Annotated in this window: 12 protein-coding genes; 1 reads left to right on the forward strand and 11 read right to left on the reverse strand. The window is 46.7% G+C overall.

Annotated features, from left to right (window positions below; translation table 11 throughout):
- Nucleotides 1-37 precede the first annotated feature (37 nt).
- The 6 genes from GKG43_RS05160 to GKG43_RS05185 all read right to left on the reverse strand — a co-directional run bounded on the left by GKG43_RS05160 (nt 38) and on the right by GKG43_RS05185 (nt 7,692).
- Nucleotides 38-1,063: a GntR family transcriptional regulator gene (locus GKG43_RS05160; RefSeq protein WP_055154841.1), complete on the reverse strand. Its 1,026-nt coding sequence runs from the start codon at nt 1,061-1,063 to the stop codon at nt 38-40.
- 77 nt (nt 1,064-1,140) lie between these two features.
- Nucleotides 1,141-2,619 (reverse strand): xylulokinase, encoded by a 1,479-nt coding sequence (xylB, locus tag GKG43_RS05165; RefSeq protein ID WP_129878840.1) that lies wholly within the window; start codon nt 2,617-2,619, stop codon nt 1,141-1,143.
- A gap of 51 nt (nt 2,620-2,670) precedes the next feature.
- The gene (locus tag GKG43_RS05170) at nt 2,671-5,055 is read right to left on the reverse strand and encodes a pyruvate formate lyase family protein (protein ID WP_055154843.1); all 2,385 of its coding nucleotides are present in this window, start codon (nt 5,053-5,055) and stop codon (nt 2,671-2,673) included.
- A gap of 51 nt (nt 5,056-5,106) precedes the next feature.
- Nucleotides 5,107-5,973, reverse strand: coding sequence for a glycyl-radical enzyme activating protein (locus GKG43_RS05175; protein ID WP_055154844.1), 867 nt, complete (start codon nt 5,971-5,973; stop codon nt 5,107-5,109).
- 169 nt (nt 5,974-6,142) lie between these two features.
- Entirely contained in the window at nt 6,143-7,312 is a 1,170-nt protein-coding gene (locus GKG43_RS05180) for an aminotransferase class I/II-fold pyridoxal phosphate-dependent enzyme (RefSeq protein ID WP_055154845.1), read from the reverse strand.
- Nucleotides 7,313-7,464: 152 nt separating this feature from the next.
- Nucleotides 7,465-7,692, reverse strand: a complete 228-nt coding sequence (locus GKG43_RS05185; protein WP_050642133.1) for a helix-turn-helix transcriptional regulator — start codon at nt 7,690-7,692, stop codon at nt 7,465-7,467.
- Nucleotides 7,693-7,785: 93 nt separating this feature from the next.
- Here GKG43_RS05185 and GKG43_RS05190 point away from each other — a divergent pair, with 93 nt between their 5' ends.
- Nucleotides 7,786-8,031: a hypothetical protein gene (locus tag GKG43_RS05190; protein WP_050642132.1), complete on the forward strand. Its 246-nt coding sequence runs from the start codon at nt 7,786-7,788 to the stop codon at nt 8,029-8,031.
- 83 nt (nt 8,032-8,114) lie between these two features.
- On the opposite strand, the gene GKG43_RS05195 is transcribed toward GKG43_RS05190, so the two are convergent.
- The 5 genes from GKG43_RS05195 to thrS all read right to left on the reverse strand — a co-directional run bounded on the left by GKG43_RS05195 (nt 8,115) and on the right by thrS (nt 13,216).
- Nucleotides 8,115-8,348, reverse strand: coding sequence for a hypothetical protein (locus GKG43_RS05195; RefSeq protein WP_050642131.1), 234 nt, complete (start codon nt 8,346-8,348; stop codon nt 8,115-8,117).
- A gap of 72 nt (nt 8,349-8,420) precedes the next feature.
- Nucleotides 8,421-9,374, reverse strand: coding sequence for a homoserine O-succinyltransferase (gene metA / locus GKG43_RS05200; protein WP_050642130.1), 954 nt, complete (start codon nt 9,372-9,374; stop codon nt 8,421-8,423).
- A 3-nt stretch (nt 9,375-9,377) separates the two neighbouring features.
- Nucleotides 9,378-10,727, reverse strand: a complete 1,350-nt coding sequence (locus GKG43_RS05205; protein WP_055154846.1) for an AI-2E family transporter — start codon at nt 10,725-10,727, stop codon at nt 9,378-9,380.
- Nucleotides 10,728-10,879: 152 nt separating this feature from the next.
- A complete protein-coding gene (locus GKG43_RS05210) occupies nt 10,880-11,233 on the reverse strand; it encodes a DUF1540 domain-containing protein (protein WP_050642128.1) in 354 nt (117 codons plus the stop codon).
- Nucleotides 11,234-11,290: 57 nt separating this feature from the next.
- Nucleotides 11,291-13,216, reverse strand: coding sequence for a threonine--tRNA ligase (gene thrS, locus GKG43_RS05215; RefSeq protein ID WP_050642127.1), 1,926 nt, complete (start codon nt 13,214-13,216; stop codon nt 11,291-11,293).
- Between the last annotated feature and the right edge of the window lie 207 nt (nt 13,217-13,423).

The following is a 13,423-nucleotide window of genomic DNA, read 5'->3' on the forward strand; positions in this document are numbered from 1 at the left end:
CAAACACGTTATAGTATAGCACTTCTGGATTTATTCATCAATAACAAGTGAGCGTTCCTTCCACCTTACAGAGCGCTGCCTTCCACTCAATCTGTTTCTGGTTCTGCATAGCCAGACAGTAAAAAATCTGTTTCACGCTCTCCTCCAGGTTCTGCCTGTATGTGACAACCTGCCTCCTCCCGGCCTCCGGGAAATCATCAATCCCCGCCACCTTGGTCTGCACCGCCTTCAGCCGCCGGACCGAATAGGACACGGCCGCCGCGATTTCCCGGTCACCGCAGACAATGGCGTCAGGCAGGGGTTTGTTGTAACTCCTTAGATAATTCAGGACAAATTCACTTACATTGTGCCTGCATTCCCACGGAAGATGAAGAAAAGGTACCTCTTCACCTGTTTCTTTCAGACATGCCGCTTCACGGCATGCGATGCTGTATATGTCCCGGCGGTCCCAGCCTGCATAACGGATGTCCCTGCAGCCCTCTTTTTGCAGCTCACCGCAGAGCGTACGCACTGCCTCGTCATTATCCAGCGCTACACAGTCCGCGAAAGGAAGACCTTTGTCTGTATCAAAGAAAACCATGTTCATGCCCAGCGCACGGAGGCGTTTCAGCTTTTCCATGTCCACCGGCAGATCTTCCAGCCATATCACCGTGTTCTGAAGCCCCCGCTTATAAAGGCGGTAGAGACAGTTCTCCAGGGTTTCCGTGCGCGGCTTTTCCACATAGAGAAGCATGGATCCCTCCTGTTCCGCATAGGTCTGGAAATGTGCGATAAACTCTGCAAAAAACGGATTCTTAGCAGGGGCTATCAGTACGATCATATCCATACTGCTGGCGGTGCCATAATTATGGAAACAGACTCTCGTCCCGCTTCCGACTTCCCTGACAATCAGATGCTCACTTTCCAAAAGGTCCAGCGACTTCCGCACAGTCACCCGGCTCACATCCAGGGTCTCCGCCAGTATGCGTTCGGAAGGTATCCGCTCCCCTTCCTGGTAGGTTCCGTTAAAGATCATGTCACATATTCTGTTTTTTACGTTGATGTATAAATTTTCTTCACTCATGCAAACAATTATAGCCCTTCTGCATTTTCGATGCAATACCGGAAATTCCTGTTTTCTGCCCCTGATTCTGAAAATTGTTAAAACAGCTCTTTATTTCTGGGATACAGCTCTTTATAGATCTGATATCTTTCCTCATAGACTTTCTGATTTTCCGGATCCGGAACCACAACATCGCTGCTGAGCCGGACGATCCGGCCGCATGCCTCCTCAAATGACGCATAGCCGCCCGTGCCCACTGCTGCCGTGATGGCAGCCCCCATACAAGCCTGTTCCTGAATCAGGCTTGTATAGATTTCTTTTCCGAACATATCCGCCTGGATCTGCCGGAAGAGGCGGCCTCTTGCCCCGCCCCCGGATGCAAGGATACGCTGAAACTCAACGCCCATATCCTGAAAGATTTCCAAAGAATTTTTCAGTCCGAAGATAATCCCCTCCATTGTGCTGCGTATCAGTTCTGCCTTAGTATGGCTCAGTGTCAGGCCATGATAGATGCCTTTTGCATCCGGATCATTATAGGGTGTTCGCTCTCCGCTCAGATAGGGGAGAAAGAGAATGCCTCTGCTCCCGGCGGGAACTGTCTCAGCCAGGGCTGTCATCTCATCGAAGGACTGCATATCCAGAATATTTTTCATCAGCCACTTCAAAGCCACGCCTCCGCTCAGATTTGCACCCATGAGCATCCATCTGTCTTCTCGTACATGACAAAATGTGTTTGTCCTGTAAAGTTTGTCATACAACGGTGTACGGACCGCACAAGCCAGCTGGCTGGCCGTCCCGATATTGGCCGATAAAGTTCCCGGTGATATAATTCCATTTCCCACAGCCTGCATCAGGCTGTCGCCTCCGCCATATACGATCTTTGTTCCTGCCTTCAGTCCCGTCAGTCTCTCGCACGCAGCAGTTGATTCCCCTGCCGTCTCATAGGCTTCGCGGCACGGTACGAAGAAGTCTCTCTCCAATCCCAGCCGGTCTATGAAATCCCAGGCCCAGTGCCTGTTTTTTGTGTCAAAAATAACGGTGCTGGAGGCATCGGACATATCCGTGCCCAGTTCTTTGCACATTCTGTAACGCAGATAGTCCTTGGGCAGCATCACCTTATCAATCGAATTATAGACTTCCGGCTCATGCGCTTTCACCCACATCAGCGAGCTGATTAAAAAACCGGTGCTCACGGAATTCAGCGAGATTTGGTGATATTCCGCCTTTGGTATGATGGAGTATAGATTCTGAATCTCCTCCTGCGAGCGCTGATCGGCCCATATAATCGCATTTCTCAGGGGTTTTCCGTCTCTGCCAATTACAACCAGGCCGTGCATTTGTCCGGAAAAACCCACGCCTTTGATACACTCTCCCGCATCCGGATGTTTCTCCAGCAGTGTCCTGACCGTACGCAGGGCCGCATCACAGAGCAGGTCTATATCCTGCTCCGCATACTGCTGTTCCCGTTTTATAATTTCATACCCCTCCTGTGCAGTCTCCACTGCCCTTCCATTTTCCTCCATAAGAAGAGACTTTACACTGGAGGTTCCCAGATCGATCCCTATATAATACTGCATATGATCCTCCTTTTGTAATCGTTCAGACAGGTCTGAACTGTTACCTCCTTTTTACATCCTCGTCGACTCCAGATCCAGACGTTTAATAATATCCTCCTGAATATCCGGTGAAAGATCCAGGAAGTTAACAAATGTACCATGGATTCTCATAATATATACGCCGCTGGGGGCATATTTTTTCGGATTTGCCAGTACCTTGCGCAGCATGTCGGGTGTTGTTACGTTCACGTACAGATAAAATGGAGATACACCCTCCTTCTGCGGATTATAGAACAATGGGGATATTATCTTATCCCGGAACTCCCTCCCTTTCTGCTCAAACGCCTGGGTTTTAAAATAATTCGGATTGATCCCCAGATGGGAAGCATAACCGCCGTTCATTTTATCGAAGGGAAGCTTCATATTAGAAAGCATCCTGAATCCAAGCCCCTGGTGCGCTTCCCCATACAGCGGATCCACTCCGTATCCCAGCTGTTCTCTGGACTTCCTGCCGTCCGGCGTGGCTCCTACCCAGTATCCATAAAGCAGATGTGTCGACGGAGTTGACCAGTCAGGCCGGAATGGGTTGCCGAGATAATTCTTTTTGGATGCAATCAGGTCACTGACACGGTTCGCGATCTCTGCGGCCTCGTTATCCACCTTTGCAATATTATTGCCGAATTTAGGCGCTGTCAGAAGATACTGCTGCATCTCCGGATCCTGTTCATAATTCGTGCGCAGCGCTTCGATCAGCCGGTCCGCATCCTGGGGGCATTCCTCCAGCAGTGTGTCAATGGCGGTGAATGCATCCGCCACTACGGACAGACCGTGAATCAGACAGCCGCTTCCGTTGTACCTTGTTCCCTGGCGCTTCGTGTCTCTGACATCGATCCCGCTCTCCACTCCGCCCATCATAGAAGATAAGAATGGAACCTGGAGCAGGCCAATCGCCTCTGACGCCGCATTCGCACATTCCACCATCTTCTCTGTATATTCTTCCAGATTGCTATAAAATATGGAACGGATATTTTCAAGAATCTCGCGTTTATTCCCATATCCCAGCTCCTCGTCGCTCTTACCGAGCTTCCTGCCGGTGATCGTGGAGACACCTCCGTTCAGGGAAAGCTCCAATATCTTGCCAAGATTCAGCCAGCTGTTCGTCGTATTGCCATTGTCTTTCCCCATGATCAAAGGCTCCTGGCAGCCGGCTACCGAGTAATCCTGCAGGTCTTTTTCTTCCACGCCGCTCTGGTTTTTCAGGACACAGAATACTGCATCGTCATTAAACAGCGATGGGGTCAGGCAGCCCGGCGTGAAGAAAAATCTGCCCATGCTCTCATATAGTTCCTGGGGCGTATTTTTATGAAGCTTAACAGAGAGGATAGGCTGCGGCAGATTCATATCGTAGTAGGCATCCAGAAGTGCATAAGAGGATGGATTTGTCAGGTCCTCCCCTTCATTTGATTTGCCGCCTATCATCAGATTCTGAGAGATCGCCCAGCTTCTGTCCGCAACATTGAAAAATACAAGCAGATGCTTGAATAAAGCGGCTGCCGTCTCCCGGTCAGTCCCTTCCATTGCCCGGTAGGGTTCGAAAATCCGGTCCGCATTGCCCACGGAAAATGCAAAGGGGTTCGGTGTCTGCTCCAGACACATGGTCTGCCATATTAGAATAAAGGACTGAACCGCCTCGTACAGATTCTCAGCCCCGCGTCCCGGAACCTTTCTCAGAGCATCTTCCATCATCGCAAACCTTGGCTTATCCTCCTCCCCTGCACTTTCCCATTTTTCATGGGCAAGATCCGCATAGCGGCCTGCAAGAACGAGAGCCGCATCCAGTGCCGTATTCATTGCGGTATAATAAACCTTCTTCTCCTCGTCTGTTTCGGATGCCATCTGCTCCCGGATCCGCTCCTTAACGCCATGTATCCCCTCTTTCAGCATAGGCCGTACGTCCGGAATCAGATGTCCTGTTACCTGTTCGATAAAAAATATGGCTTCACTCGTGCTGTCACCCGCTATATCATAGGCCCGGCGCAAAGCATCTGCAAACTGCGTGTGATTGTTATATTCCCGCAGATCCTCAATTCTTTCTCTGGTGATATCACCAATGGGGTCGATATCTCCGAATACAGCTACCGGATCACAGTATCCGCTGAAAGAGTCCACCGTGAACGCCGGATTGATCAGTGCGTAGGAACGCGCAAAGGAATCATCCTGGGTTCCGGCAAACAGATGATAGTCGCTGATCCATAGCGGAAGTTTCCTGGCAATCTCCACAAGAATTTTGGCAATGCGGATGGAATCCGGATCTTCCCTAAATTCACTGTCACATCTTCTCATGATTTCTTTTGCCAGAAACCACCCTTCCAGATGGTCTATGCTTCGTTCCTCCTGAAATCTTTTTTTCGCAAGTTCCGTAATTTTTTCTGCCGTTAATGCTTTTTCTGCCATCATAACCGATGCTCCTTTCTCTCTTTTCAAACACACTTTTATATGCAAATCAATTTATGTACGCATATAATTCAGGCCAAGTTCCATGATTTTCTCCATGAAATGCTGGGTTGTCTCCTCTTTTACATGTGCCGTTTCCGGCATCTGGTATTCCCACCCGCACTGTTCCCATTTCTTTTTTCCAAACGCATGATAGGCCAAGATCTCAAACGTTACATTATCTCCCCCGATGGTTTGAAAGAATTCGAGAAAATCTTTGATATCCGCTTCGCTGTCGTTCACTTCACCGATCAGCGGAACCCGTACATGCAGGCAGGGATGGACTCTGGCAGCGTGCCTTATATTCTCCATGGTCTGCTTATTGGAAATACCGGTTGCCATTCTGTGTTTTTCATCATCACACAGCTTGCAGTCCATGATCAGCTGGTCGATATAGGGAAGACATAACTTCAGGCGAGGACTGGCGCCATTCGTTTCCAATGCTGTGTGTATCCCCGCTGCATGCAGGCGTTCCAGGGTCTCGAGCAGCTCATCAAACTGCAGCGTTGCCTCTCCCCCGGTAAATGTAACCCCGCCTCCGTCATAGAACATAGGGCGGTTCGCTGTAACCTCTTCTACAACAGCATCTACCTCCATCTCTTCATAGGAAAGGCGTATCCCCTTCGTCCGATGCTTTGTTACACATTCCTTTTCCCTGCATTCCCGGCATATCGTCCTGTCGAGCCTCTTGTTTTGAACCGCATGATGCGGGCAGACTTCATCCAGGAGCCATTCTTCCTCTGTTATTAGTACGCCTTCCCGCTTCATTCCTTCGGGATTGGAACACCAGGGGCAATTCATATTACACCCTTGTAAATGATAGACCAGCCTGTTTCCGTATCCATCCTGAGAATAGTTAAACCCTTTCTGAAATATCCGCATAACATTGTCCTTTCTTTTCTGTCAGAAATAGTACTCCTTCTAATTGGTATTATATTATAATACCAATTAGAAGTCAACATAAAATGCGTCTTAAGGAGAAGATTATAAAGTCAAAAGCGTGATTGAAAATTGCTTGCCGCAAGCCGTTTCAATCACGCTCATATCCTTCTTAAAATAAGTCCGCTGCTTCTACAGCCTGCAGGATTTCCCCGATCTCACGGGTTCCTGCAACAAGGGCCATTCTGATATATCCTTCCCCTTCGCTGCCAAAAGCACTGCCCGGCGTCACAATCAGTCCTGTACGTTCCATCAGCTCCATACAGAATGCTAATGAAGACTCATATTTTTCCGGTATCCTGGCCCAGACAAACATCGTTCCCGCACTGTCTGGTACATCCCAGCCGATCCGTCTCAATCCGGCGCACAGCGTTTTGTTCCTTCTCTCATACTCCAAACGCTGCTCTTCGATAAAATCATCCGGTCCGGTCAGTGCGGCGATGGCCGCATACTGCACAGGCAGGAATATCCCATAATCAATCTGTGAGCGCAGCGTCTTAAACTTCTCTACAATCTCCCTGTTTCCCACCACAAACGAAATTCTGGCGCCTGTGAGATTATAGGACTTTGAAAGAGAGTAAAACTCTATGCCAACCTCCTTAGCTCCCTCAAAGGAAAGGAAGGATCGTCCCTGTTTTTGGGTATAAATAATATCCGAATAAGCATTATCGTGCAGAATAATGATTTGATGTTTTCTGGCAAACACAATCAGCTTTTCATAAAATTCATCCGGCGCACACGCACAAACCGGATTGAGCGGGTAGGAAACGACCATATATTTCGTCCTTTCCAGCACGTCCTCCGGAATTCTCTCCAAATCAGGCAGATAACCGTTCCGCTCTTCTATCTTATAAGTTTCAACAGTTGCACCGGCCATGATACCGCTCATCTCAAACAGAGGATACCCCGGATTAGGCACCAGGATTGATTCCCCCTGATCACAAAGGACCAGGCCAATATGGGCCATCCCCTCCTGCGACCCGTAGACCGACATCACCTCATCTGGTTCAAGTTGCACCCCGAATCTTTTTTCATACCTGTACTGTACCGCCTCTATCAGCTCCGGCAGATCCGTAAGGGAGTATTTGTAATTCTCCGGATCTTTGCAGGCGTCCTGCATCGCCTGCATGATATGCGGGGCCGGTTTAAAATCAGGAGTCCCGATCGATAAATTATATATCCTGCGCCCATGGGCAAGCAGTTCATTCTTTTTCTGATTCAGCGCAGAAAAGATTCCGGGCTGAATATGATTGACTTTTTCTGAAAAATGAAAACGATCCATTCTTTGTGCCTCCTCTTTTGCAATATAGGTATTATAACATGTATTTCAGCATATGTGAATGCACTTGCCGCAGCTGGCGCGAATACATTTGCATTCGCGCCGCCTGCGGCAACGGGATTTGAAATATTTGAAATTTAGTCAGGTGTTTCCGATCATTTCTTAAAACGCTGCTTATCCTCCGGCGTCATTATGTACTGTACAACATCCTGCACGTTACATTCCAGAATCGTGCACAAATCATTTAGTGTGACTGTGCTGATCGGTGCATTTTTTCTCAATCTGTCTATTGTAGAACCGGATACTTTGTAATCTTTTATTAATGTATAGGTGGATTCGTCCGAATTTTGAAGAGTCATCCAGAAAGGACTGTAGTCAATCATATCAATCTCTCCTTTTTTATAGGATAGTATGCAGTTCTTTAATTGACTATAGTCTATAAAGCGACTATAATAAGCACAAAGGAGGGATTCGTTTTGTTGCCTGATATGAATTATGAACAAAAAAAGAAATTCTGGAACTTTGTGTATATGGATGATTTCGAGTTTTTTTATAAGTTTATCGCAGATCTGTCTGATGAGGAACAGATAAGATTCTTTGAAGAGACGCCTGATTTTCTGAGTGATTATTTGAATAACAACGAAGCCGCCGACCTGGAAGAGGATGTAATCTATCAGCGCATTATGAAGGAAATCAGTCAGCTTTCGGAATCAGACCGGTGAACAGATCAGAGGAAATATTACGCCCAGATGCAACAAAGAAAGGGGTCCGGCTTTTATAACCGAACCCCTGCTTTTTCCTTTGGTTAAGCAGTCTGCTGCTCTGTATGTTCTTCCTGCCCCACCAGATTATATATATCCTGAATGGACATATTATTTGTTGTCATAAAATCGTAAAGTTCCTTCAGTTCCTCGTCCCTCTTCTTATTCAATAGTTCTTTCTTCTGCTGTACTAATGAATCCAGCTTTTCCTGCAGTTTGTTAATCTGCTCGTCCAAATTATGAATTTGTGTTTCCAGTGATTTTCTCTGTCTTGCCATTATACTTCTCTCCTATCGTCAAATCTTGTATTTTAATAGTACTATATTAAAGTATATGTACAAGCCTGATAATTATTCCATATTATTCCAATCTTTTTCACCAGCTTCAAAAGGCGTCCCATACAGGTCGTAAGGGGTCAGCTGATAGACATAATAATTGAGCCAGTTCGTATAAAGATTGTTTGCATGGGACCGCCAAAGCAGTTCGGGCTTATTGTCCGGATCGTTGTTTGGATAATAGTTCACAGGCACTTTTATATCCAGCCCCTTCGCTCTGTCTCTCTTATACTCCGCATCCAGCGTCACTCTGTCGTATTCCGGATGCCCCATTACAAAAATCTGGCGTCCTTCCTTTGCCATGCAGAGAAATACACCGGCCTCCTCCGATTCTGCCAGAATCGTAATCCGGTCGTCTTTCTCAAGCAGCTCTCTTGGAACCGTCGTATGTCTGGAATGTGGTGCAAAGAACACATCATCGAACCCCCTGAGGAGAGGAATCTTACGGTTCCTGACATGATGCGGGAATATGCCGAACATCTTTTCAGGAAGCTGCACTTTATTGATCCCGTAGTGGTGATAGAGTCCCGCCTGGGCTCCCCAGCAAAGATGGAGCGTAGACGTAACGTTGGTCATGGTCCAGTCCATGATCTCCTTCAATTCTTCCCAATAGTCCACATCCTCAAAAGGCATCTGTTCCACCGGTGCGCCTGTTATGATAAAACCGTCAAATTTCTGGCTTTTGATCGTCTCAAACGCCTCATAAAACTTGTAAATGTGGCTGGTGGACGTATTTTTGGACACATGGCTGCTCACCCGCACAAAAGTCACGTCTACCTGCAGAGGCGTATTGGAAAGCGAGCGCAGGATCTGCAGTTCTGTATCCTCTTTGAGCGGCATCAGGTTCAGAAGGCCGATACTGATCGGGCGGATATCCTGGTGCGCCGCACGGGATTCGTCCATCACGAATATATTTTCCTGCTCTAAAATCTCTTTTACCGGTAAATCATTTTGTACTCGTATTGGCATATTTTATTCCCCTTTTTCTTTATTTGTTTCATTATCGTCTGAATGTACATAAGTCCCGTCGGCTTCTACATAGCTCATTTCTCCGTACGCCGCGGTATCAGTGGGCAGTTTCTTTTTCTCAAGCATATGGTTGATCAGCATATTTATTATATAGTAGATAACCGCAAAAGTAGGCACGCCCAAAATCATGCCGATGACACCAAACAGGCCTCCGCCCAGTAGGATTGCGAATACGACCCAGAACGCGGATAGCCCTGTGGAATCGCCCAGTATTTTCGGCCCGATTACATTTCCGTCCAGCTGCTGCAAAACCAGTACAAATATAATAAAATAAATCCCCATCTTTGGATCTGAGAGCATAATCAGTACTGCGCTCGGTATTGCGCCGATATAAGGCCCAAAAAACGGGATCACATTCGTAACGCCAACAATCACACTGACAAGAAGCGTATATGGCATCTTCAGCATGGAAAGCCCTACAAAACAAAGGACTCCTATGATTGCCGAGTCAATAATCTTACCAATAATAAATCCCCCGAATATCTCGTTGCTCTTAATGGTCAGATGCAGAAGCATGTTTGCGTGAGAGGGTTTTAAAACTGCATAGACCAGTTTTTTGGTTTGTCTTGCGAACTTTTCTTTGCTGAACAGTACATAGATGGATATGATGATTCCGATGACCAGATTCAGAAGTTCGCTGACAATATTGATGACTCCTACGGTCAGATTCGACATAACGACATTAATCTGATTCAGGAGGTCGGTGCGCATCCAGTTCTGTATAAAGTCTGTGGCTTCCTTTAAGACATTGCTCAAAAGCTGGCCGAGTGTGGAATCCTGTGAATTCATCTCCATAACCTTGTCCACCAGCTGGTTCAGCTGGCTTGGTACCGTGAGAATCATATCCCTGATACTTCCGTATAATTCCGGTATCATCATATTAAATAATGCGACAATAATAAACAGCAGCACCAGAACCGCCGCAAAGATTCCTGCGCCTCTTGAAAGCGCATGAATCCGTCTCTGATCATGTAATTTCTTTTCCAGAAAAGGTTTTAAATGCCTCTCAACAAACTTAACGATCGGATTCAGAAGATATGCAATTGCAAGTCCATAAACAATTGGTTTTAAGACCCTGAATATTTCTTTTAGGACTTCTGAAATCGCGGGCAGCCTTAACAGCGCAAAATAAAAGAGGATACAGGCAGCGATCACTACAAAAATAGTCATCCCCCGGCTGAACTTCTGCCTCAGTTTTGATGGTCCGTTTTGTCCGAAAGAAGGCCGTTTTGCGTAATATCCGCTGCTTTCTTCTGTTTTTTTATACACCTGATTCTGTTTTTCTTTACTCATTCACATCAGAGTCCTTCCAATTTTTATGCAGATATTATGATTATAACGCCTAGCAGGTACTCAAGTCAACCAAGAAGAGCAGGTATACCGGTTTCTAACCCGGATACCTGCTCTTCCTGCTTCACTTTTTCCAAGTGCGGAGTTTAATTTTCTCAACCTTTACATTTGAATGTGGCACATTCTGTACCCTCGCAATGACAGGCATTGCTGCCTTCTACACTGATCTTTCCTGCGTGGCATTCACAGTTACAGTTATACATACATTCTACTGCCTTGCAATCGATATTGCTGCGATCTGAAGCCTTTCCGTTTACATCGCTGTAGCTGTTTGAATAACTGTTGGAATAACTGTTAGTAGAGCTGTCATTCTTTCTCTCCTGAAAACTGTCACAGCATGTTTCTCTGGGTGTCTTTGCGTTGCTTCCGCCTACCTCGATTTTGTCAAGATCACATAAAAACTGCTTATTGTGCACACATGTCTGCACGGTACATTTTAATTCTGGCATGATCATACCTCCTTTTTATAATAAAATCAGTATCATTATGCCCTGCCTCCCTTTAGATTATTCCTGTTTTACTGCCTCGCGAACTGTCTTTTCGGCAATTTCACTGGAAATAGAAGCAACAAATTCATCCAGGCTCTTCTGACCCTCGTCGCCGGCAAATCTGCTTCTCACAGATACAAGCCCGTTCTCTTCTTCCTTTGCGCCTGCCACAAGCATATAAGGAATCTTCTGCATCTGGGCTTCCCGGATTTTATAACCAATTTTTTCGGCCCGGGTATCAATTTCAGCCCGGATCCCGGATTTATTAAGAACCTCAAGTACTTTTCTGCCATAATCCATATATTTGTCGGATATCGGAAGTACCCGAACCTGAACCGGAGCCAGCCATGTCGGAAATGCGCCCGCAAAATGTTCGATCAGAATCCCAATGAACCGTTCTATGGAGCCAAATGCAACGCGGTGGATCATAATAGGCCTGTGCTTCTCGCCGTCAGCGCCGGTATACTCCAGGTTAAAGCGCAGCGGCAGCTGGAAATCAAGTTGAATGGTTCCACACTGCCATGTCCTTCCTATGGAGTCCTCCAGGTGGAAGTCGATCTTTGGTCCATAAAACGCACCATCACCCTCGTTCACCACATAGGAAAGGCCAAGATCATCCAGTGCGCCCCTGAGCGCATCCGTTGCCATATCCCAGTCTTCATCGCTGCCCATGCTGTCTTCCGGGCGTGTGGAAAGTTCCACATGGTACTTAAACCCAAACAGACTGTATACTTCGTCGATTAGCCTGGCAACATCTTTAATCTCATCACGTATCTGTTCCGGCATCATAAAGATATGAGCATCGTCCTGGGTAAAACAGCGTACTCTCATCAGACCGTGGAGCTGCCCGGACTTTTCGTGCCTGTGAACCAGACCCAGCTCTCCCATCCTCAGGGGCAGATCACGATAAGACCGCGGCTCCGACTGATAGACCAATATTCCACCCGGGCAGTTCATCGGTTTGATCGCAAAATCTTCTTCATCGATCACCGTTGCGTACATATTATCCTTGTAATGGTCCCAATGGCCGGAAGTCTCCCAAAGATGACGGCTGAGCATGATCGGGGTGGATATCTCCACATAGCCGTTCCTTTGATGTATCTCGCGCCAGTAATCCAAAAGTGTATTCTTCAGAACCATTCCTTTTGGAAGGAAAAACGGAAAACCAGGGCCTTCATCCCTCATCATAAATAGGCCCAGCTCTTTTCCAAGCTTTCTGTGGTCACGCTTCTTCGCTTCCTCCAGCATGGTAAGATACTCATCCAGCTCTGCCTTCTTCGGAAATGCGGTTCCGTAGATCCGCTGCAGCATCTTATTCTTTTCGCTGCCCCGCCAGTAAGCTCCGGCCAGACTTGTCAGCTTAAAAGCTTTTACCGGTTTTGTCGTCATCAGATGCGGTCCTGCACACAAGTCTGTAAACTCGCCCTGGGAATAAAAACTGATCACAGCATCATCCGGAAGATCTTCAATTAATTCTACTTTATATGGTTCTCCCTTTTCTCTAAAATATGCGATTGCTTCTGCCCTCGGTTTTGTAAATTGTTCGATAGGCAGCGCTTCTTTCACAATTTTTTTCATTTCCGCTTCGATTTTATCAAGATCATCCGCTGTGAGCGGTGTTTCACGGTCAATATCATAATAAAAACCGTCTGCCACGGAAGGTCCGATTGCCAGCTTTGTATCCGGATATAATCTTTTAACGGCCTGTGCCATAATATGTGAAGCGGTGTGCCAAAATGCACTTTTTCCCTTCTCATCCTGAAACGTGAGAATATTCAGATCACAGTCACTGTCAACCACAGTCCGCAGGTCTGCTGTTTCTCCGTTTATTTCTCCGGCTGTTGCTATGCGTGCAAGCCCTTCACTGATATCAGAGGCTATTTCGATCACGGACTTGCTGCCCGCGTATTCTCTCTCTGAACCGTCTTTTAAAGAAATCTTCATTTTCTTTTCCTCCTAATACATTATTTAAAATTTTTTATTATAGAATATAAAAAATCCCTTTCCACAGAAAACTGCAGAAAGGGACGAGTCTATAAAGTTCTCGCGGTTCCACCCTATTTGTGCTGGTATACTGATACCAGAACCACTTTATTCATGATGATAACGGAATCACCGGACTGTTTTCAGCCACTCGGAGGTAGTTTTCAA

Source organism: Eubacterium sp. BIOML-A2, assembly GCF_009680135.1.
Lineage (GTDB): Bacteria > Bacillota > Clostridia > Lachnospirales > Lachnospiraceae > Faecalicatena > Faecalicatena contortus_B.

Coding starts and splice junctions, on each gene's coding strand:
- GKG43_RS05160 (WP_055154841.1), bottom strand. CDS start 1,063: ATGAGTGAAGAAAATTTATACATCAACGTAAAAAACAGAATATGTGAC.
- xylB (WP_129878840.1), bottom strand. CDS start 2,619: ATGCAGTATTATATAGGGATCGATCTGGGAACCTCCAGTGTAAAGTCT.
- GKG43_RS05170 (WP_055154843.1), bottom strand. CDS start 5,055: ATGATGGCAGAAAAAGCATTAACGGCAGAAAAAATTACGGAACTTGCG.
- GKG43_RS05175 (WP_055154844.1), bottom strand. CDS start 5,973: ATGCGGATATTTCAGAAAGGGTTTAACTATTCTCAGGATGGATACGGA.
- GKG43_RS05180 (WP_055154845.1), bottom strand. CDS start 7,312: ATGGATCGTTTTCATTTTTCAGAAAAAGTCAATCATATTCAGCCCGGA.
- GKG43_RS05185 (WP_050642133.1), bottom strand. CDS start 7,692: ATGATTGACTACAGTCCTTTCTGGATGACTCTTCAAAATTCGGACGAA.
- GKG43_RS05195 (WP_050642131.1), bottom strand. CDS start 8,348: ATGGCAAGACAGAGAAAATCACTGGAAACACAAATTCATAATTTGGAC.
- metA (WP_050642130.1), bottom strand. CDS start 9,374: ATGCCAATACGAGTACAAAATGATTTACCGGTAAAAGAGATTTTAGAG.
- GKG43_RS05205 (WP_055154846.1), bottom strand. CDS start 10,727: ATGAGTAAAGAAAAACAGAATCAGGTGTATAAAAAAACAGAAGAAAGC.
- GKG43_RS05210 (WP_050642128.1), bottom strand. CDS start 11,233: ATGCCAGAATTAAAATGTACCGTGCAGACATGTGTGCACAATAAGCAG.
- thrS (WP_050642127.1), bottom strand. CDS start 13,216: ATGAAGATTTCTTTAAAAGACGGTTCAGAGAGAGAATACGCGGGCAGC.